Origin of the sequence: Hymenobacter sublimis (genome assembly GCF_023101345.1) — a bacterium.
GTDB classification, from domain to species: Bacteria; Bacteroidota; Bacteroidia; order Cytophagales; family Hymenobacteraceae; genus Hymenobacter; species Hymenobacter sublimis.
Genome location: NZ_CP095848.1, coordinates 3,353,939 through 3,373,744 on the forward strand (window position 1 = coordinate 3,353,939; position 19,806 = coordinate 3,373,744).

The window sequence follows — 19,806 nt, forward strand, 5'->3', positions numbered from 1 at the left end:
AAAAGCTATTACTTAGCCGTTGGTTTACGCATTATACCTGTATCCTTATCCTACTCTGAATTATGACCAATTTATTACGTGTCTTGCAGTTCAGCGGGCTTTTGGTGCTGGGTAGTAGTGTAGCCGGCAGCACGGCCTACGCGCAACGCACGCCGGAAATAAGCGGCAGCATAGGCGTTTCGCTTTCCGCCGCCAGCCTCGGCCATTCTACCGCACCAGCGGGCTTTAGTGGTGGGGCCTCGTTTCAGTTGGCCGCTCAGCTCCGGACCATGTTTCCGCTGACGCCGCATCTGGGACTAACTGCTGGCCAGCACATTACCGGGTTGTCTCCTATGCTACAGTACCGCAGCCAGTATGGGCGGCAGGGAACTGGTGTTGGCGCCATGGGCCTGTTGCACACCAGTTTGGGCCTGCAGTACCTAGATATTTTTTCCATAGGGCCGCGCTGGAATATCGACGCTGGCCTTACTGTGGGGTACGCTTATCAGTTACGCCGCAGCTTGGCAACATACAACTGGTTCTTTACGGCCGGAGGCAACACTAACACCTGGCCCGAGCCCGACCAGCCCCTGGTGTTGCTGAACACCCACTTTCCGCGCCGAATGACGCCCCTGGCAGGCGCCTCGCTCCAAGTACATTACACCTTTCCGGGTCGGCAGTTCTTATTGTTCAGCCTAGACTATCAGCGCGGCCTGCTGCCTTTGGTGGAAGTCAGCACCCAGCGCTTGGAGTACTTGGATAATATGGGTACCATTCAACAGGGTAACATAACCCTACGGCATCGGGGTTCTTACGTCACGGCCCAGCTGGGGTATGGATGGTCTGCGTTTAGGCCCCCGTGCCATTGGTAAGCAGAAGTACCGGCAATGGCACACGCCGCGCTACAGTCATTCTCTGCCGTCAACTGAGGATGCCGCCAAGTAGTGCCCCTTCGTTAGCGCCGTCGGCGGCTGGTGGTTTTTTTCTTGGCAGTCGACTTTTTGCTCGTTGTTTTTTTGCGCGCCGATGACGAGCGGTGGCTGCTTGTGCTCCGGCGGCGGGAAGATGAGGAAGTGCGCCGGTGGGTTGTGCTGCGGTGGTGAACCGTAGCGGGAGCGGCTTTGGCCTCGGTGGTTTCTGCAGGCTTGTCGTCCTCGGTGGCTTCCAGGTTGCGGGCGGTTACTTCCACGGCGGGCTGGTGGGCTCCGGCTTCCTCAGCGGCGGCCCGCAAGGTAGCGGCCTGCTTGCGTCGCACGGGCATCAGAAAATCTCGCTCAGCCCGTTCCCGCGCCGAAAGCTTTTCCTCGCCGGGGAGCTGGGTAGGGGTAGCTGTTTGCGCCTTTTTGTCTCCTTGAGCCCAGGCCGCACCGCTGCTCCAGAGCAGTAGAACGGTAACCATTCCTAGTTTATGCATCAACTTCATCCTTCCTGATAAATAAACGAGCGGCAAATGTACTATTCACAAAGGATTGGCTCAAAACGCTCTGCTAAAGTTCAGATAATCTGCAGGTATAGTACAGCTCCTTCCGCCGATACTACCACCCGGCAGCCGTTAGGGCTGGGCGGCAATCTGTAGCCTCACGCCCGCCGAGTGGGTCGTAAACTCCGGGGCGTAGAGACACTGCAGCTGCGAGAGGCCGCCTGAGAAATTGCCGGCCTGGGCCGCCCGCAGGCGGTACTCAAAGGCGTGGGTGCCCTTAGGAAAGTAGCTGATAAAGAAGTTGGTGGCCGCGTCGCGGGGGCTTTCATAATAGCCCAGGCCGCCCTGGTAACGGTAGCTAGAAGTCTGGCCGATTAGCTCCAGGCCGGCGGCGCGCTGGTCTTTGAGGTGCACGTACTCCAGGTCTCGGTCGGCGCGTAGTACCAGGCGTACCACCAGCACGTCGCCGACGCGCAGGGGCGTGGCCGCGGTGAGGGGCTCCAGTACGGGGCCGGCGGCGGTGCGCTGCTCCCGATAGAGGCGGCGCTCCAGTTGCAGCTGCGTGGCGGCGGGCGTAATCTTATCTAGCTGCTCAAAGTACTGCCAGTACAAGGCGCCCCAGGCCACGCCGGCATCGGGCTTCTGCACCGTTACGCGGCCTTGGGCAGGCTTAATTTCGGTGGCGGGCCAGGTTACTTTGTAGTAGCCGGTGCCAGCCTGCTGACTGGTAGGCTGCACGGCCTTCCCTCCTACCGCTACCTGCAGGGGCTTAGTGGGTTGCAGCCAATTGGAACCGCGCAGTAGCAGGGCGTAGCAGGCATCGGCGGTGGCACGGGTGCTTGCCCAGTTCTGCACGCGCTTTTGGCTAAGTAGCCACAGCTTCATTTCATCCACGGCTTTCTGGTCGTTCAGCACTTCATCAAAAGACTCAATGAGGGTAGCTTGAGTTTCGGTAGGGGCTTCGCGCCAGTAGTAGCCGCCGCGCACCTCTTTCCAATACATGCCCAATTCAGGCGAGTGCAGGGCATTTTCCTGCAGGGCCGTAAGGATGCGCTTAACGGCAGCGGGCTGGGTTTTGGCGCGGTGCAACGCCAGGGCCGCCAACCCCTGCACGTAGCGCGTACGACCGAGCCAATAGGTAGCGGCTTGCTGCTGATAGTATGCCTGCGCCGGCTGGGCCTCTTTACGCACGGCCAGCGCCGGCCAGAAGCTGCGGGCGTACAAGGCCTGCACTTGCAAGTCGGTGAGGTGGTCTTGCTTGAGGTCTACTTTCGGCTGCTTGCGGAGCTGGGTGTAGTCGCGCTGCAGCTCCCCATCCAGGTAGGCTACGGCGTTCTGCAGAATTTGCCGGGCCTGTGGGTCTTGTTGGGCCTCGAAAGCGCCTAGTTTCTGCAACTTGCCGAAACCGGCCACAATGAGCTGGGTGATGTAACGGTCGGCGGGCATGCGTTCAAACCAAGGGAAGGCCCCGTCGGGCAGCTGCATCTGGCGGAGCTTGGTGAGGGCACGAGCAGTTTCGGCTTTCAGGCGGGGCTCATCGAATAGCTCGGCAAGGCGGCGCATCCGCTCGGTTTCGTTCTGGGCGTCGCGCACCCAGGGCGTTTCCTGCAGTAGCAAGGTTTTCAGCTCCTGGTTTTGCTCCAGCTTGCTGCTCAGGGCAGCTTTGTCGCCGGCCTGGGCGGCCCGCTGCCACTCAGCCAGCACGGTGCGCAGCTGCGGGTTGCTCTGCAGAATTTTGGCGGCCAGCATGTTGGCGTAGAGGCGGGAGAAGGTCTGCTCGGAGCACTCGTAGGGGTACTCCATAAGGTAGGGCAATGCTTGCACGGCGTACCAGGCCGGGTTAGGCGTCATTTCCAGCGTGAGCGAGTAGTTGCGGCGGGTGCTGGAGGTAGTGCTGGTGAGCTTCTTCAACTCAAACTCCCGAGCAGCCGGGCCCACCACCGCCAGCGGCAGACTTTCGGTAATGAGCAGGCGGTTAGGCAGCACTGGCAGCGTATTTTCTTCCCCGTCTTCTACCGTGCCTTGGTTTTGAGCCGCTAATTCTCTACTCTTTAACTTCTTACGAAGCTTACGGTCGGTCTTGCCTTTTTCAGACTGACTAGCCACTTCCGCCCGCGCCACTACGCGGTAGGTTATGGCCTCAATGGGGAGCTGGTCTTCGGCAGTTTCGGGCAGGGTAAGGTTCCAGCTGACGGCTTGGCTCTGGTTGCCGCGGAGGCTGAATTTCACCTGTGCGGGGCCGCGTAGCACTTGGCTTCCGAGGGGCTGCTGGGTGCGGGCATCGAGCAGAAGAAGTTGGGCTGTACCATTGAGGGCCTGGGCGGTAAGGTTGCTGAGTTTGGCCGAGAAAGTCAGCTGGTCGCCTTCCCGGAAAAAGCGAGGGGCGTTGGGTGTTACCTGCAGGCTCTTCTGCGTTACTAGCTCCTGGCGCAGCAGGCCGGTGCGTAGCTGCTGGTCGTGGGCTAGGGCCAGCAGCTGCCAGCGCGTCACGGCTTCGGGCAGTTGAAATTCCAGCACAGTTTCGCCCTGGGCATTGGTACGCACGGCGGGCATCCAGAAGGCTGTTTCGCGAAAATCCTTGCGGGCCTGCACGCCACTGAGGTCGGGTTGAGAGGCAGCAGGCGTGGAGCCACTATTAGTAGTTTCTCGGAACTTAGCCGACCGTGCTACCCCGCGCACTTGGATTCTAGGAGCAGATACAGCGGCGGCCATTGGAGCCATTTCCTGATCAGCAACGGCCATAGCGCCTTCACTAGATTCTAAACCGGCTAAGTCAGCAGGATTATCAGTGTTGCCTCTTATGGTTTTCAAGGCTACTACTTTATCTTTTGATTCCTCTTGGTCCGGAATTTCATCGTTGCCCCATAATCCCCACATATTCAGATGCGGGTAGCGAATGGCAGCCGGGTAATATGAGGCAACGTATTGGTTGAACAGCTCCACCCCATCCTCCGTCCCGAAGTGGCCGTTCCAGGCCAGAGTGGGCGGGAAATACGGCTGGTAGAATCTCGGGGCGGCGAAATCGTGGGGCCGGAATACGTCCAGCGACTTATCATAGAGCGTGGCCAGCAGCTCGGCGTCGGCGGGTTTACCATCGGTCTGGTGAATAGTGACGCGCCAGGTTTCCTTCTGGCCGGGCTGTAGCTTATCACGGAAGGTAGCAATGCTGAGCACCAGTGGGGCGGGCTGCGTGGCTATCTGCACTGGGGCCATGCGGGTGTAGAGGCGGTTGTCGCGCACTTGGGTGAGGTGCACGTAGAGCTGGGCTTCACCGAGAGCGGCGGGCACAGGTATCTCCACCACGCGCTGCTCATTGGCGCGTAGCGTCAGCCACTGGTGGTGCAGGGTTTCGCCCTTGGCTTCGGCTTCCAGCAGCACCCGGGCGCCCTCCTGAGAGCTACCCACCAGAAAGCGGGCCGTTTGGCCGGGCGCTACGCTGTCTTGCAGGGGCACAAACCAGTTGGCTGTGGGTACGGGCAAGGTAGTAGTGGTGGGGTCGAAGAGGGTGAACCGCTGCTCCGTGCGGGCCGCAGGCTGACCGGCCGCTCCTAGGCTAGCCGTGGCTTCCAGCAGGTAGCGGCCCGGCGTTTGGGCGGCCAGGGTGGTTTGCAGGGCGGGCAGCAGCGGGGTTTTGTCGGTGTCGAAGTCTTGCGTAAGCACCAGGGTACGGGCCCAGGTGCTGTCGTTGTCTTCCTTGCCATAGGCATCCAGCGGGAAGCGGCGCTTGAACTCTTCTTGGCTCAGGGCCTCGCGCTCGGGCCGCTCCCAGAGGCGGGGGCGCAGGGCGCGGGTGGGTGGCGAGAGGCGGTAAAGGCGCAGCTGACCTTTGGCGGGCTGGGCCTCGCCGGCGGCATTGGTGCTGATGAGGCGGGGCGTGGGTAACTGGGCGCGGTTAAGCAACTCGGGTAGCTCCAGGCGTAGCGTCAGGGCCTCGGTGCCCAGGCTCACGCGCTGAGTGCCGGTGCGGGTTTCGCCGGCGGCGTCCGTCACGTCGGCCGTTACCTCGAACACATAGCCAGGGGCCCAGCCACCGCGTTTGCTTTGTTGCAAGTCCTCCCCTTTGGCAAGGAACGTTACCGCGAAGCCTCCGGCTGAATCGGTGCGAGTGGTACCACTCAGAATTTCCTGCTCGGGCCGGCTATTGCCGTAGATGCTGCGGCCATACAGGGGCCAGAACGTGCGCCGCACCACTCGGTAGCGCACCGTGGCCCCGTCAATGGGCTGGCCGGCGTAGGCCGTGGCCGTGCCGCGCACCGTTACCTCCTGCCCCAGCACGGGCACGCCCTTCACTGGCTCAAACGCGACCTGGAAGGTAGGCCGCTTGTAGTCCTCCACGGCGAAGCTTTGGCTGCCATACTGTGTTTGCAACGACATTTCGCCGTTTAGCAAACCCGTGGGCAGCACAAAGGAGCCGTGAAAGGAGCCGAAGTCATTGGTTGTAAATTTCAGGGTCTTCACCGTCTGACTATTCACGTCCTTTAGCTCCACGGCAACCCCATGCTTCGTGAAGGGCCGCGTGACAGCCCGAATGGTTTCGGTAAGAATGCCTTTGAAGTACACCGTTTGGCCCGGGCGGTAAATGGCGCGGTCGGTGTACAGAAACAAATGCCAGCGCGGACGACTTTCTGGTTGTTGCGGTTGATTATTCCGGGAGTAAAAATTGCCCAGGTCCTCCGTCCAGAGGGAGTCAGCACCGTAGCTCAACAGTGCCGGACTGAACTGCGTGTAGTCTGACGAAGTGCTAAGGGGAATTTTCACCTGCCCCCCGGTGGTAGTTTGATCAGGTTGCCCCCGCCGCACTTCCATACGACGAGCCGCCTGATTATAGGTAGCGAGAAAGGGCAGTACCCGCACGCCGGCCTGGGGCGCGCCGTTCTGGCGGTGCAACACCAGCAACTCGGGGCCAGCGGTACGGCCGGCGCTGCGGCGCACGTAGCTTAGCTCGCTCACTTGCACCTGACCGTAGGCGGTAACCGCGCCGGGCTGCTCCTTGGTGGGATTGTTGGCAGCGGTGCTGAGCACAATGAGGTAGTGCCCCAGCGGCAAAGCCGGCCCGGCGTGCTGCACGGTGTGGCTGCGAAAGTCCTGGGGGCCAAGTGCATCTAGGGTCCAGGTAGCGGCGGGCTTGGCGGCCAAGGCCCGGGCGTAGCGCTGGCGCCAGGTTTTATCCTGCTGGAGTTCTGGCCGCTCCAGCTGGCGCAGAACTTGAGCGTTGCTGATGCGGTAGGCTGTGGCGTAGAGGCGCGGAACATTGCGCACCATCAGGCGCAGCAACCAGGGTTGATTGGGCAGCAGCACCTCCTCGGCAGTAAAACCTAGCTCCATGCGCTCCAACTGCTGCCGCAGGGCCGCCGCTTGTCGTCCTCCCCGCGACTTTGGGAACTGCGTGGCGGCCGCTACGGCCAGCTCGTGGGCTTTAGCGGGGTTGGTTTCCTGCCAGGTACCGGCTTCCAGCACCCGGAACTCCGCACTGATGGGTAGGGCCTTGTACGTTTCGGCGGCACGGGCTAGGGCGGTACGGTATAGCTCGGCTTTGTTGGGCAGCTCCGAGTGCTCGTGCACGAACTCTAGGCGCAACCGGTCGGCATCGGCCAGGGCGGCGGGGTTGGCGGCATCTTGCAGGCGGAAAGCCAGTAGCTGCTGAAGGACCTGCAGGGCATGGAGCTGCCCATTGAGCGAGTCGGCTACTGGAGCCTGCAGTTTCAGGCGGGTAAATTCCGCAGCCGAACCAAACAAGGCCGCATCCGTCAGCTGGAACTGCTGAGCCGGCCGGGTTACGTAGTATTCATCGTTGCGAAGGCCTTCCACGGCGCGGTGGGCCAGCAACTCATACAGCGTGGGGCGCAGGGCGCGACCCTCAGCGCTGCCGCCCCGGCTGAGGGAGCCCAGGGTAATTAATTTTAGCTGCTGCTGGCGGCGGGGCTCGTCCTGTACCGAGGCCCGGTAATGCCGAATTACGGCTGCACCCAAGCGGGCGGCATCCCAGGTGCGCAGGTCGGTGCTACTTTGGTCGGCGGTATCGGGTTGGGTGCGCGTCCGGTCGTAGAGTTGGTAGCGGTGCCCCTGGTAGTAGCGCTCATAGAGCTGGGCCAGCAGGCTGTGCAGCACCGGCCGGGCCGGAAATTGCGCCGTTTTCAAGTTCCGCTCTACCAACTGAATCGCCTGCACATCGGCCTCCTCCTCCCGGGCTTCCAGCAGGCGCAGCTTATAGAGCAAGGCTCGTAGGTGCTCGGGTGTGTTCTGCTGGCGGCGGGCTTGCTGGTACAGGGGCTCCAGCAGCTTGGCAGCCGAAGCTGTCTGGTCTTTGGCCAGCAGTTGTTCTATCTTTTTCCAGATAGCCGGGTTGCCGCTGGGGCCGTTGCCGGGCGGGGTAGTTTGGGAGGAGCCCGCGGAAAACAGCAGCAGCACGGCCAGCAAGCTTAACAGGAAAGGACGCATAGGGGTAGAACGGATCAGGCGGGCAAATTGGTAAACAGCTGATGCCGGAGCCGCGCTGATTCCATACAGCTCCTCGCTAAAAAGCTCTTTTTCTTTTCGCCGCGGCAACCCCTACAGCCCGAATCCCCGGCCACTCCAAGCGGAGCAACCGGGGATTCGGGCTGTGGCGAGGGTCAGTACTCGCTCTAAAATACTTCCTGCCTCCGGTTCGCTATCCACCAAGCAACGCGGAAAATTCCTGGGTCAGGCGTTGATACGCTGGCCATCCAGCACCCGCTCGGCCTGCAGGATGTGGCGCTTCATGTGTTCTACCAGCAGTTCCAAGGCGTCGGTCAGGCGCGGGAGCAGCAGCGGAATAATAGGGTTAGGGATACGCACGGCGTTGGCGTTGATGTCCCGGGTTTGCTCAATCAGGCTGTCCAGCTCATCAAGTTGGCGGCTGAACACCTCCAGCACCGTGCGGGGTAGGCGCGAGCCGCTGGGGGCGTACTGCTGGGGCGTTTTCATGGTTTTTTCGGTGGCCGGCACCCGCATGGCCTCGGTCATTTTCTGCCCGAAAAACCCGTGTACTACCAGCTCCGCCGGTTTGGAGCCACGCTCCTTGGCAGCCTTAATTTTGCGGCTCATTACCGGCAAGTACAGTCCGCCTACGATGTTGAGGTGCTCCAGGCACTGGCCCACGCTCCATTTGCCCGGCCCCGGCCCCCGGTTCAGCTGGTCATCAGTAAGCGGACGGAAGCGGCGGTTGGTGATGTCCCGTACCCGCTGCAGTTCAGCAGCCAGGGAATCCAGAAAATCAGTTGTGCGACGGGCGGTGGCGCTCATAGTGGACGGGCGGTAAAGCGGAATAGACTGTAATGATACACCCCGCAAACGGTTTCGTCAATGTCCGTAGTGCTTGCGCGGCCAGATTGAAGTAAAATTCAGTGGGTAGCGTACCTTCGGGGCATGCCTCGTTTTCTATACGTACTGCTGAGCTTTCTGGGGATTTTCACGATGCTATTGCCCACCGAGGCCACGGCCCAGGCCGTGCCCAACCCGGGCGAAAACGTAGCGTTCCTGGTCACGTTTGGGGCGCAGGCCGATAAAAGCTGGGGCGACGATGACTTCACCCAGACGTTCTTTTTTCTGGTTCCGAAGGAAAACCGTCAGCCGGTTTACATCCGCCTGTTTGACCCCGACTGCGGCGGACAGCACGACGAGGCCAAGTTTGGCTGGAACACTACCACCGAGTTCAGTCTCTACGGCGGGCCGGGCGCCCACTCCGGCCCCGATGCCCGCCGCACCGAGCCCCAGGGCAACTTTCGCTCGGGTACCTTGCTGAAGCAAATGGCCTTCGGTGCCGAGAAAACCTATGACAACCGCTGGTACACCTTCGGGCCCCTTAACCCGCTGGAGGGCGAATTTGTCAAGGAGTTTGATGGCTACGTGTTTAAGCTGGTGGCCCAGGGCAAAAAGGGCGACGACGGCAACCTGTACCGATATTTCCTGAGCACGTCGCCTACCCAGAACGTGCCCGTGGAAGGTGGCAATGCCTTTACCTACGAGTACAGCTTCCGGCTTTCGCCCCAGCTCAAGGCCAAAACCCACCTCTACCCCTTCGTGAACGACCGGGTAGTGAGCATTAAGCAAAGCAACTTCGACGTGGATGGAGACGTGACCCTGAAAATCTTTAGCGTTGCCAAAAACGGTCATTCCGCCACCGTGAGCGGCGACAACCGCTGGGCCAACAGCGTCCATCCCATCACGGACAAGGAGCACGGCCTGTCCCTGGACTTGCAAATAACCTCGCTTTCCAAGGCCTCCAACGACCTAGTGTTTTACGTGACGGACCAGTACGACGTGGCTCTGCCTTTCTTCGCCGTGCCACTCGGGGGCCCGCCCCGCTACCGCTACGATGTAGACGTGAAGATTCGGCGGTAGGCGCCACGGATAGCAGAAATAAAATAAAAGTGGAGCGTTGCGCTGATTTCGTTTATTTGTGAAATCAGTAATATTATGGCTAAACTCTACTTATTCTGCTATGCCCGCTTCGCGCCCCGCTTCTTCCCGGCCTGCTCCTACTTCTGGTCGAAGGCGCGGCTCTTGGCCGGTGCTGCGTGCCGTGCGGCGCTACTTCGGCTTTTCCCGGCGCGAAACCTCTGGCTTTGTGGTGCTGCTAGGCCTGATCGTGCTGTGGCTGGTGCTTCCTCGCCTATTGCGCCCGGCCTTGCCGGCTTATGACCCTGCCCCCGACCAGCAGCAGCTCAACAATTGGGCCACGGAACTGGCGGCCCGGCGCACTACCCGGCCGGCCTTTGCTAGCCGCTACCCGCGGCGCGGGGCGGTGCCCCAGGTTGCGCTAACCCCCTTCGACCCCAACCAGCTTACGGCCACCGACTGGGAAGCCCGGGGCCTGCCGAGCTACGTAGCCCGCCGCATGGTCCACTACCGGGAGGTTATTGGCGGCTTTCGGGCTAAGGAGCAGATTCAACGGACCTACGGCCTGGAACCCGACTTGTACGCCCGCCTAGCCCCCTACATGCAGCTGCCGGATCAGTTACCTCCGCGCGAGGCTCGCTCCTACCCCAGCCGTGGCCCGTACCCAGACCGTAAGCCGTTTGAGCAAACCGCGGGAAGCCGGTTTCCGCGCAAGCCCACCCGCTTGGCAGCCTTTGACCTCAACGCCGCCGATACCACCCAGCTCATGCAAATTCGGGGCATTGGCCGGGGCTACGCGCGGCGCATCATAGAGTACCGGCAGCGGCTCGGGGGCTTCCAGAACAAGGAGCAAACCGCCGAGATTTATGCCCTGCGCGACGCGCCCGACCTGGTGGACAGCCTGCGCAAGTACACCTTCGTGGCCCCGGGCTTCGCGCCAGCTATGTTGGATGTTAATAATGCCTCGTTCGAGATGTTGCAGGCCCACCCTTACGTTGGCAAGCGCCTGGCCCGCGTGCTCGTTGCTTTTCGGCAGCAGCACGGCCCGTTTCGGCAGCCCACTGATTTGCGTCAGATTCGGATTCTGGATCAGGCCACTTTTGACAAACTAGCGCCTTATCTGGAGCTGAAATAAAGGCCTGTAACCCGCGCCGGTTCTGAGTTACCCCGAGGGCGAGCAGAGGTAACCGCCACCTTTGCGGCGGCTAGTGCGGTGGCTTCCGGCTGGAAATGGTAATTTTCGGCCGTGGGACGCGCTTACTTAGCGTAGGCTCCCGTAGCTCCGGCTATTATTTGCCCGGGTTGTAGATTTCATGCGTCCTTTATGCCTTTCTCAGCGCCTCAGAAGCTAGTTCTCGGCTTTTTCCTTTCGGCTGCAGCTTACTGTGGCTGTAGCTCCGACCAAGGCCGGGGCGACTTTGGCAGCGCGGAGGACCAATACGAAGTAGAGGAAATCGGGCGACTCGACCGGCAACGGGTAGCCGAAAGCTCAGGGCTGGAAATAGCCGGCCCCGAGGGCGACTTATGGACCCACGCCGATGGCGGCAATACGGCCCGCCTGTACAAAATCACCCGCCAGGGCGACTTGCTACAAACCTTGGACCTGGCGCCCCTGCAGAACATCGATTGGGAAGATTTAACCCAGGACGACGAGCAGCGCCTTTACCTGGGCGACTTTGGCAACAACCAGAACAAGCGGCGCAATCTGTGCATTTACCGGCTCAGCGGCTCTGGCCTCAACCAAGTTGACACCATCGAGTTCAGCTACCCCGATCAGCGGGCCTTCCCACCCCGCAAGCCCAAGCGCAACTTCGATTGTGAGGCCTTCTACTACTACCAGGACAGTCTGTACCTCTTCACTAAAAACCGGGGTGAAGGTCACTGGCTCAAGCAATACGTGCTGCCGGCGCGGCCGGGGCGCCACCTGGCCCGCCTAGCCGACAGCCTGCAATTACCTACCTGGGTTACCAGCGCCGATATCAGCCCTGATGGCAAGCGCGTAGTGCTGCTGGGTTACGAGCAGGCCTACCTGTTTGAGCGCCTACCCGGCCGCCGCCTCTTCGACGGCTTGAAAAGCAACTTGGCGCTGCCCGAGTCAGGGCAGGCCGAGGCCTTGGTGTTCGTGAATGAACAGGATTTCATTTTCAGCAACGAGAAAGGCAAGCTGTTTTCCGTGACGCGCAAGCGCTAAAAAAGCCCTGCCCAACTGTACCGTAGTAGTGGTTGGGCAGGGCTGTTGCGGTGAGGCGGCGGCACCATTAGTCAGCTCCACCGCTGCGGGTCGGCATGGGACCATAGTCAGTGCCTTCGCCGGAGCCGGTGCGGTCGTCGGAAGCGCCGCCGTAGTTGCGCGCGGCATCCTGGCTGTCGTAGTCACCGCGGGTAGGCGCCCCCTCCTGCTGGTCGTTGGGAGCAGCCGAGGCGTACTCATCATTATACGAGCCGCCCTTGGAGCCAAAGCCGCTTTGCTGGCCGCCCTGCGCATCAGGGGAGCCAGCAGCCTGGTAGCCACTGCGCGAGCCGCGGGTAGGCGTGGCATCGGCCTCGTTGCTGCCCTGGCTGGTGTTGGTGGGGGCTACTCCCGTCCGCAGGCCCTCGGGGCCACCCTCCGGATGGTTTGGTCTGTAGTCTTCCTGTTGGTTGCGGTGGCTAGCATCGGGCTGGCCGCTCCCGGCCCGGGCTTCCCCAAGCGAGGATGTGCCGTAGTTCTCCGCATAGCCTGAATCAGTGCCCTTGGGAGCCGCATTGTCGTTGGCGAAATCCGTGCCGACGGCCGACCCACTGGGTGCTGTAGCACCGACGGGCTGGGTGCCATAGCTGCCATTTTCATTACTTACAAAATCATTGGGCTGCTGCTGCCGCTCCCCAATGTAGCCAGTAGTGGGCACAGGAGTATCCAGAGTGCCGGCGTAGGTAGCGTTGCCCCGGCTAAGCTCCGCTCCGTACCCGCCCTGGGTAATACCCTGGTCTGATTGCCGGCCAAACTCGCCCCGGCTGGCGCCAGCTACCTCGTTTTGCTCGTGGTTGGGGTTGTGGGCAAAGGGCTGCTGACCAGTGGTATTCGCCGGTGTTTGCAGTTCCGTGGGCACGGGTTCAAGGCTCGACTGCTCCGCAGCCACCCCACTTGCTTGCGGCTCGTTGTTAGCCGTGGCAGGAGAGGTAGGCAGTTGGGGCGTGGAAGAAGCGGGGTTAGATGAATCAGTCATGGCGAGGGTATATGGAGGAGCTGGAATAGGCTTTCATACGTAGCCCTTTCGCCCGCGTTCGGCCCGGCAGACTTTTGCTAAGTTGGAAAACCATGTAGATTTACCGCCATTCTTTCACCCCACAACCGCTTACACTCCGCTATGAAAACCGGTAAAGTGAAGTTTTTCAATGAGTCGAAAGGCTATGGATTCATTGTTCAAGATGAAAATGGCCAGGAGATTTTCGTGCACCAGACGGGCCTCGTTCACGAAATCCGCGAAAACGACCGGGTATCATTCGATATCATCGATGGCAAAAAGGGCCAGAACGCTGTGAAGGTGGAGCGCATCTAAGCGACCCTGACTCTTGTCTTGACCTAACAAAAAACCCCGTTCGGCATGCCGAACGGGGTTTTTTGCTGGTAAACTACGGGCTCCTCGCGTTATGTTACTCGCTGCCGGCTGGCCGCCGGGCCACGCGCACGCCCACAGCCATAATGCCGCGGAGCTGGTCCTGGCGCATGTACTGCTCCAGCATGAGCTTATAGCGCCCTACCTGGCGGAACTGCTGGTTAGGCAAGGCCAGAATCTGGTGGTCGTAAATGTCGCCGGTACCGCTGCCGCGCGGCTCGCCGGTTTGCGGGTCCAGCAGTAGCATCTGGTGCAGCCGCCGCGACACGGGCTTGCCATCCGGGGCCGTGAGAGTTTGCTTCACGTACAGGTTGTAGTACTCGTAGTCCGCGGCGTTGCGGATGTTGAAGTACACATCGTAACGTTGGGTAGTGTCGGTGATATCGAACTCAAAGGTCGGCTTGTCTTGCACGGCCCACACGTAGGGGTCACCGGCTGGCGACTTCAGGTCGATATTCTTCTCGAATACCTGGTTTTGGTCACAGGCCGACAGTAGCAGGAGTCCCGCCGCCAGGGCCGGTAGTACACGAGAGAGGAAACGCATACGCAACAGCATCAGGAGGCAGCAGGAGAAGAAGTAGGCCCGGCCTCAGGGCCGGTACCACCACGGCCCGGGCGGCCACCACTACCCCGCCGGCCCGAACGGTTGCGGCGGCCCTCCCCCGTGTCACCTCTCCCAGCCGCGCCATCCGGCGCTTCGCCGGCGGAGGCGGCCCGGGGCGGACGTGCTTCACGCGGGGGGCGGGTAGTATCAGCGGCGCCTGCGGGGGTAGAAGTTCCTTCCCCGGTTCGGCCCGCGTCGGTGCGCTTGCCCTCACCCCGGCCCCGGCCCCGCCGGTTTAGGGGACGGGCAGCGGCACCGCGGGGGCGGCTGCGCTCCTCCCCGGCTGGGGCGGCTTCTCCTTCGGGCGCAGCCGTGGCCGGAAGGGCAGTTGCTTCGCGGGGCTCGGGGGTAGCACTCGGGCGGGGCGCGCTTGAGCGGCCGGCCCGGGGGGCGCTGGCCGTTACCGGCGCTACGTCCTCGGAACCCTTTTTCTTCTTGCCGCGCTTGCTGCGTTTGGAGGCTTTTATTTTATCGTCGAGGCGTTCCAGGGAACCTTCCACAATGGCCGTAACCTCAGGGGCTTTTTCCTCCTCGCGCACGGGCATCAGTAGGCTTTCGGGCTTCTCGCCGCGCTTGTTTAGGTCCAGCACTTCGCGCACGCGCTCCGTGGGTACTACCACCCAGTTGTTGTCGCCGCGCACGGCAAACCACATTTTCTTCTTGAAGATGTCGGTTTTCTGGAGGGTGTACTCCCCTTTCTCCGTGAGCAAGGGGCGCTGCACCTGCGGAATATCCTTTAGGGCATCGAGGTAGGTATCCAGCTCGTAGTTCAGGCAGCACTTAAGGCGCCCACACTGGCCCGAGAGCTTGGCGGGGTTTAGGCTCAGGTTCTGGTAGCGAGCGGCGGTTGTACTGACGCTCTTGAAGTCGGTGAGCCAGGTAGAGCAGCACAACTCTCGCCCGCACGAACCAATACCGCCGAGGCGGCCGGCTTCGTGGCGCAAGGAAATCTGGCGCATTTCTACCCGCACCCGGAACTCGTCGGCGAGGCGCTTGATCAGGTCCCGGAAGTCAACCCGGTCGTCGGCGGAGTAGAAAAAGGTTGCCCGGGTACGGTCGGCCTGGTACTCCACGTCGGAGAGCTTCATTTTCAGGCGCAGCTCATCTACCACGGCGCGGGCCTTGAACATGGTGCCGGTTTCCAGGTCGCGCACGGCCTGCCAACGTTCCTCGTCCTGCTCAGTAGCTACCCGCAAAATTGTGCGGATGTCTTTCGAGTCCTGAGGCACTTTCTTTTTCTTCATCTGCAGGCGCACCAGCTCGCCCTTCAGCGAAACGTGCCCCAGATGCCAACCGCTGCCGGCCGATTCAACGACCACAGCATCACCCGTGACGAGTGGCAGGCGGCTCTTATTGCGGTAAAAGTCTTTACGTCCGCCCTTAAAGCGGACTTCTACAAGGTCAAATTCTTTAAAGTCGCTGGGCATATCCAGGTCCTGGAGCCAGTCGAATACATTAAGGCGGGTACAGCCGCTACTGCAGCTGCCTTTAGAGCCGCAGCCCTTGGCAGATGTAGTGGAGCAGCCCCCGCCGGAGGAGGAGCAGGATGAGCAAGCCACGGCCTGAAAGATCTATGTGGTAAAGCGAAAGGTAGCCTTCCGCCTGAAATCGGTTCTAGACAAAGATACAGATTTCAAGGCGGCGGGCAGTGCTGGCACTAACGCCTCAAAATATATCATCAGTTCATTAGCGGCCTGAAGCGGCCCAAGCAGTGCTATTCAAGAGGTTGAGCATTTGGGGCAAATATTCGCTTCGTACCATTAAAAATCAATTTTCATCAAAAATTCATAATTGGGATAAATCCTATTTTCTGCTCAACTGTAGAAAGATTGCAAGTTTGATAACGCGCTATTTGTTTGTATATAATTTTGACAATTACAGAGCCTTAGTTTTGAAATATCGATAACGAAAGCCTATGTTTACAGCGTTCTTTTACCTAACCACAACCAAAACACATGAAGACACTAAAAGTACTCGCCCCCCTCGCCCTGTTGGCTGCTACCAGCTTGTCGCTTTCCTCTTGTCAGGAAAAAGCCAATGTTGAAGTAAAAAATGAGGTATCGGAGACGACTGTTAACCAGATCAAAACGCTTGGTTTCTCTACGGCTGGTGCTCAGAAAGTAGCCGGTGGTGTAATCGTGGAAGGCGACATCATGCTGACCGACGAAATGCTGTCCAGCACGCCTGACTACAAGATGATGCGCGTAGGCCAGGATGAGCAGTACCGCACCACCAACCTGGTAGGTGGTCTGCCCCGCACCATTACTATCCGCGTTTCGACCAGCCTGCCTTCGGCCTACATCACGGCCACCGACGAGCTGATCCGTCGTTACAATGCTCAAAACCTGAGCCTCCGTTTCTCCCGCGTTACCTCGGGTGGCAACATCGTTATGAACGCGGCTCCTTCGGGTTCTAGCTACCTGGCTTCGGCTGGCTTCCCTTCGGGCGGCAACCCTTACGGCTCGGTTTCGGTTAACGTTGGTGCTATTGGCACGGCCAATGCCTCCACGTACATTGCCACCATTCTGGCTCACGAAGTAGGTCACTGCATCGGTTTCCGTCACACGGACTACATGGGCCGTCAGTACAGCTGCGGTGGTTCGGCCGTGAACGAAGGTGCTAGCACCGTTGGCGCCATCCACATCCCCGGCACGCCCACCAGCCCAGATCCTAACTCCTGGATGCTGGCTTGCATTGGCAGCGGCGCTAACCGCCCCTTCAATGCCAACGACGTAACTGCTCTGAACTACGTTTACTAGCCTTTCGGGTAGTACGCAGTAAGCAAACAAAAGCCCTGGCTCATCCGAGCCAGGGCTTTTGTTGTAATAGAGTTTGACGGCTGACCATTGCATCCTGCCTATTAGCTTATGCATGACGCACGACTGAGGCTACCCGTCGTCATCAATTTATTTACCCCTGCTGGTAGTTGCTTGGCCGCGTCAATCTGCAGAGCCCTTACCGAGAAGCATAGTCACCTACAAAGCGGCACCTTTTCACACGCAATTCCCTCACGGCAGGCCGCACACGTTAGGGAAGCTTCTCCTTTATATAGCTGGACTGTCTCACTACCGAGCACGGCGAAACTAGCATCCGCAAGTCCAGCAGAATACTTAGGTGACGGACAGGACGGTTTAGGGATTTTGCTACAGCACCACAATACGCCGGGTTACCTCGCGGCTGCCCGCAACGCTGATGCGGAGTAAGTAGGTACCTTTCCCCAGCGCATGGGTATCCTGTGCCTGAATAGTGCCCCCATCCGTGGTGCGCTCCAGCCGCAAACGGCCCGTCAGGTCGAATATGCGGATGTGCAGGGCCTGGTCTCGGGGCCCGACTAAGGTGAGCGGTTCGCCCGCCACCACCGGCACCGGGTACACCAGCACATCGGAGGCTGAGGGCACAAAAAACACTTCCTCGATGGCACTGTACAGCAGCTGCCCCGTAGTAAGCACCAGACGAGCCCGGTACTGAGCCCGGCCAGCCAGGGCACTGGGGTCGGTTAGCACTAGGCTGGTGCGGCGCACCGGGGTAATCGTCTGGACTGCCTGAAAGGAGCCGTCCGCTAGGCGGCGCTCCAACACCACTGCCTGCAGCCGGTAAGTAGTGCCCAGGGTTAAATCAAGCCGCACAGTATCCGTGACCAATTGCCGGGGTAGAAAGGAGCGCACGTAGCAGCCGTGCGCTACCTGCGTTACATCCGTGGTGCTGCCCCGCTCCCCTACCCGCCCCTGTATGACGGGAGCCACGGCAAAGTGGCGGGTAGCCGCTTCTGCTGCGGTAAGTACCACAGCGGTATCCGCCACTAAACGGAAGGGCTGCAGGTGAGTGGCGCCTAACTGGTACACTTGGTAGCGGGTAGCGCCCGGCACCCGCGCCCAGGTCAGCAGGGTTTCATCGGGGCAGTTGTAGCCAACCTGCAAGGCCAGCGGCCGGGCCACGAAAAACGTATCCGACTCCACGGTACCTGCGCCGGTTAGGAGGCGCAACTGAGCTGGCTCCGTTGTTTCGGGCGTTGTCCAGCGAAACGTTTGCTGGGCTAAGTTTACGGAGGGCGCCAGAATAGTCCAGGTAGGTTGCCCCACCGGGCGGTACTCCAGGCGGGCCGCCGTAGCTGGCCCCGCCCACTGCCAGCGCAGCAACACCGATTCTGCAGCCCGCAGATTGCGGGCCCGCGTGGGATGTACCCACGTTAGACCCGACTCAAACTCGTAGGCCAAGCTGAAGGCCTGCGGCCCCTGCGCTATGTTGTAGCCGCGCACCCGCAATTCGTAGGTGCCGGCTGTTGGTAGGTCCAGGGTAATCTGCTCGGCATTGTCGCGGTGATTGGCTTGCCGCCGCGCGGGTAGGGCCAACGAGTCCAGATGAGCAAAGGAACTGAGCGTCCAGGGCAGCCAGCGCTGCCCCGTAGTCGGCCGGGCCAGGGTCAAGTCGAGGTCATTAACGAGCGTAGTAGTAGCATTGGCGGCCGCCTCGGGGTCATTCCAAACTAGCGTGGCCTTTAGCCGATGCGTTCCGGCTGGAACGGTAATCGTAAAAATCTGCTCCTGGCTTTGCGTAGCCGAACCTTCCGCAAAGCGGCGCTCCAGAATGGTTTGCACGGCGCCCAGCGCATCAGCCTGCCCGTAGCCAGCCACAAAATCCACGTTGGGTCGGCCAGCATCATCGGCGGCATTTAGCAAGGCCGCTTTCACCAGCGCCGACGCGGGCAGCTTGCTCTGCTGGTCGCGGTAAGCCTGCTGCACCAGCAGGCTGATACCCGACACCAAAGCCGCCGCGTCGGACGTGCCGCCGTCGCCAAAAGCTACTAGCTCCGGCTTGAGGCGGCCGTCGGCGGCAGGGCCGCGGGAGCTGAGGGGTACTACTTGGCCCAGCGCATCTGTCGCGCCCACGCTCAGCGTGTTTTTGGAATTTTTGAACTGTCCCGTGAGGTTGGCTACCCCCGCCAAGCCGGCGTAAGACCCAGCGGGCGCGGGCTGGTTACCCGAATTGCCAGCGGAGAATACGTGCAGCAGCTCGGGCCGCTGGCGTACCTGCTGGTCGTAGGCGCGAGCCTCGAGGCCGTAGAAGTTTTCGACGGCTACCCCGTAGGAATGGTTTTGCACCGATACGCCCTGGCTGGCAAGCGTGGTGGTATTGTCAGGAAGTAAGTTATCGTAGCTCGACTGCGCAATGCGGGCCTGCCAGGCGGCCCCCTTACCGGTCACGGCGGAGTTGCCGCCCCCGGCAATAAGCGTAGCCATGATGGTGGCGTGCGAGTTCAGCAGCTGGGCCTGCGGATCGGGGTTAACCAGGCGGCCTTTAAAGTCAATATCATTGATGTCCAGCGGACTTTCCTTGACCGATACTGTCAGACCTTGGCCCGCTAAGGCGGGGTAGCGCGCATGCACCGTGGTAACTTTATTCGCGGCAAGGTCAGCGGTGTTGAGTTGGCGCTCGGGTTGGGCCCGGCGGTCGGCTACCTCCACGAAGCTCACCCAAGGGCACTGCGTTAGCTCAGCGGGCGTAACGCCGCGCACCTGCCAGAGCCCGGCGTGCCGAGGCTCGGCCGTTGCCACAGCCCGCGGTTGGTGCTGGGTTAGCCACTGCTGAAAAGCCGCCGGGTTGGTAACGCTTACGCGCAAGGCTCGCCCGGCGCGGTTGGCTTCCAGGCCCGGAGCTACCCGGCTGCTGGTGCGCACCGGCAGCGTTTGGGCCCTACCTACCAGGCTACTAGCCACACTGCCGGCTACCAACACGAAACGAAGATAGGCACGGCAGAAAGAAGCAGCAGACATAGCTGGAATTGGTTGTGAAAAGGCAAAACAGGATCGGCAACGACCGAAGTCGTCTCTTTCAAATGTAAGTAGAAAATA

The 19,806-nt window shown here is 60.7% G+C and carries 13 protein-coding genes; 6 read left to right on the forward strand and 7 right to left on the reverse strand.

Going from position 1 to position 19,806, the window contains the following annotated elements; all coding sequences use genetic code 11:
• Positions 1-62: 62 nt before the first annotated feature.
• Positions 63-851 (forward strand): hypothetical protein, encoded by a 789-nt coding sequence (locus MWH26_RS13955; RefSeq protein WP_247974771.1) that lies wholly within the window; start codon positions 63-65, stop codon positions 849-851.
• Between the two features lie 83 nt (positions 852-934).
• Here MWH26_RS13955 and MWH26_RS13960 read toward each other — a convergent pair whose 3' ends face one another.
• From MWH26_RS13960 to MWH26_RS13970, 3 genes are all read right to left on the reverse strand, one after another.
• Positions 935-1,378, reverse strand: coding sequence for a hypothetical protein (locus MWH26_RS13960; protein ID WP_247974772.1), 444 nt, complete (start codon positions 1,376-1,378; stop codon positions 935-937).
• A gap of 153 nt (positions 1,379-1,531) precedes the next feature.
• Complete coding sequence (locus MWH26_RS13965; protein WP_247974773.1) at positions 1,532-7,837, reverse strand: alpha-2-macroglobulin family protein; 6,306 nt, start codon at positions 7,835-7,837, stop codon at positions 1,532-1,534.
• A 243-nt stretch (positions 7,838-8,080) separates the two neighbouring features.
• A complete protein-coding gene (locus MWH26_RS13970; protein WP_244697219.1) occupies positions 8,081-8,662 on the reverse strand; it encodes a DinB family protein in 582 nt (193 codons plus the stop codon).
• 123 nt (positions 8,663-8,785) lie between these two features.
• On the opposite strand from MWH26_RS13970, the gene MWH26_RS13975 reads away from it, so the two are divergent.
• From MWH26_RS13975 to MWH26_RS13985, 3 genes are all read left to right on the forward strand, one after another.
• On the forward strand, positions 8,786-9,760 hold the full coding sequence (locus tag MWH26_RS13975) for a hypothetical protein (RefSeq protein WP_247974774.1): 975 nt from the start codon (positions 8,786-8,788) through the stop codon (positions 9,758-9,760).
• 100 nt (positions 9,761-9,860) lie between these two features.
• Positions 9,861-10,892, forward strand: coding sequence for a ComEA family DNA-binding protein (locus MWH26_RS13980; RefSeq protein WP_247974775.1), 1,032 nt, complete (start codon positions 9,861-9,863; stop codon positions 10,890-10,892).
• A gap of 189 nt (positions 10,893-11,081) precedes the next feature.
• A complete protein-coding gene (locus MWH26_RS13985; protein WP_247974776.1) occupies positions 11,082-11,948 on the forward strand; it encodes a YjiK family protein in 867 nt (288 codons plus the stop codon).
• A 67-nt stretch (positions 11,949-12,015) separates the two neighbouring features.
• Here MWH26_RS13985 and MWH26_RS13990 read toward each other — a convergent pair whose 3' ends face one another.
• Positions 12,016-12,963 (reverse strand): hypothetical protein, encoded by a 948-nt coding sequence (locus tag MWH26_RS13990; RefSeq protein ID WP_247974777.1) that lies wholly within the window; start codon positions 12,961-12,963, stop codon positions 12,016-12,018.
• Between the two features lie 141 nt (positions 12,964-13,104).
• Between MWH26_RS13990 and MWH26_RS13995 the strand changes: the two genes are divergently transcribed.
• Entirely contained in the window at positions 13,105-13,296 is a 192-nt protein-coding gene (locus MWH26_RS13995; protein ID WP_044003100.1) for a cold-shock protein, read from the forward strand.
• A gap of 94 nt (positions 13,297-13,390) precedes the next feature.
• Here the strand turns inward: MWH26_RS13995 and MWH26_RS14000 are convergent, their stop codons facing one another.
• Together MWH26_RS14000 and MWH26_RS14005 are read right to left on the reverse strand one after the other, a co-directional pair.
• Positions 13,391-13,897, reverse strand: coding sequence for a gliding motility lipoprotein GldH (locus MWH26_RS14000; protein ID WP_247974778.1), 507 nt, complete (start codon positions 13,895-13,897; stop codon positions 13,391-13,393).
• 11 nt (positions 13,898-13,908) lie between these two features.
• Entirely contained in the window at positions 13,909-15,384 is a 1,476-nt protein-coding gene (locus MWH26_RS14005) for a PSP1 domain-containing protein (RefSeq protein ID WP_247974779.1), read from the reverse strand.
• Between the two features lie 528 nt (positions 15,385-15,912).
• Here MWH26_RS14005 and MWH26_RS14010 point away from each other — a divergent pair.
• A complete protein-coding gene (locus MWH26_RS14010) occupies positions 15,913-16,716 on the forward strand; it encodes a M57 family metalloprotease (RefSeq protein ID WP_247974780.1) in 804 nt (267 codons plus the stop codon).
• 384 nt (positions 16,717-17,100) lie between these two features.
• Here the strand turns inward: MWH26_RS14010 and MWH26_RS14015 are convergent, their stop codons facing one another.
• Entirely contained in the window at positions 17,101-19,728 is a 2,628-nt protein-coding gene (locus MWH26_RS14015; RefSeq protein ID WP_247974781.1) for a S8 family serine peptidase, read from the reverse strand.
• Between the last annotated feature and the right edge of the window lie 78 nt (positions 19,729-19,806).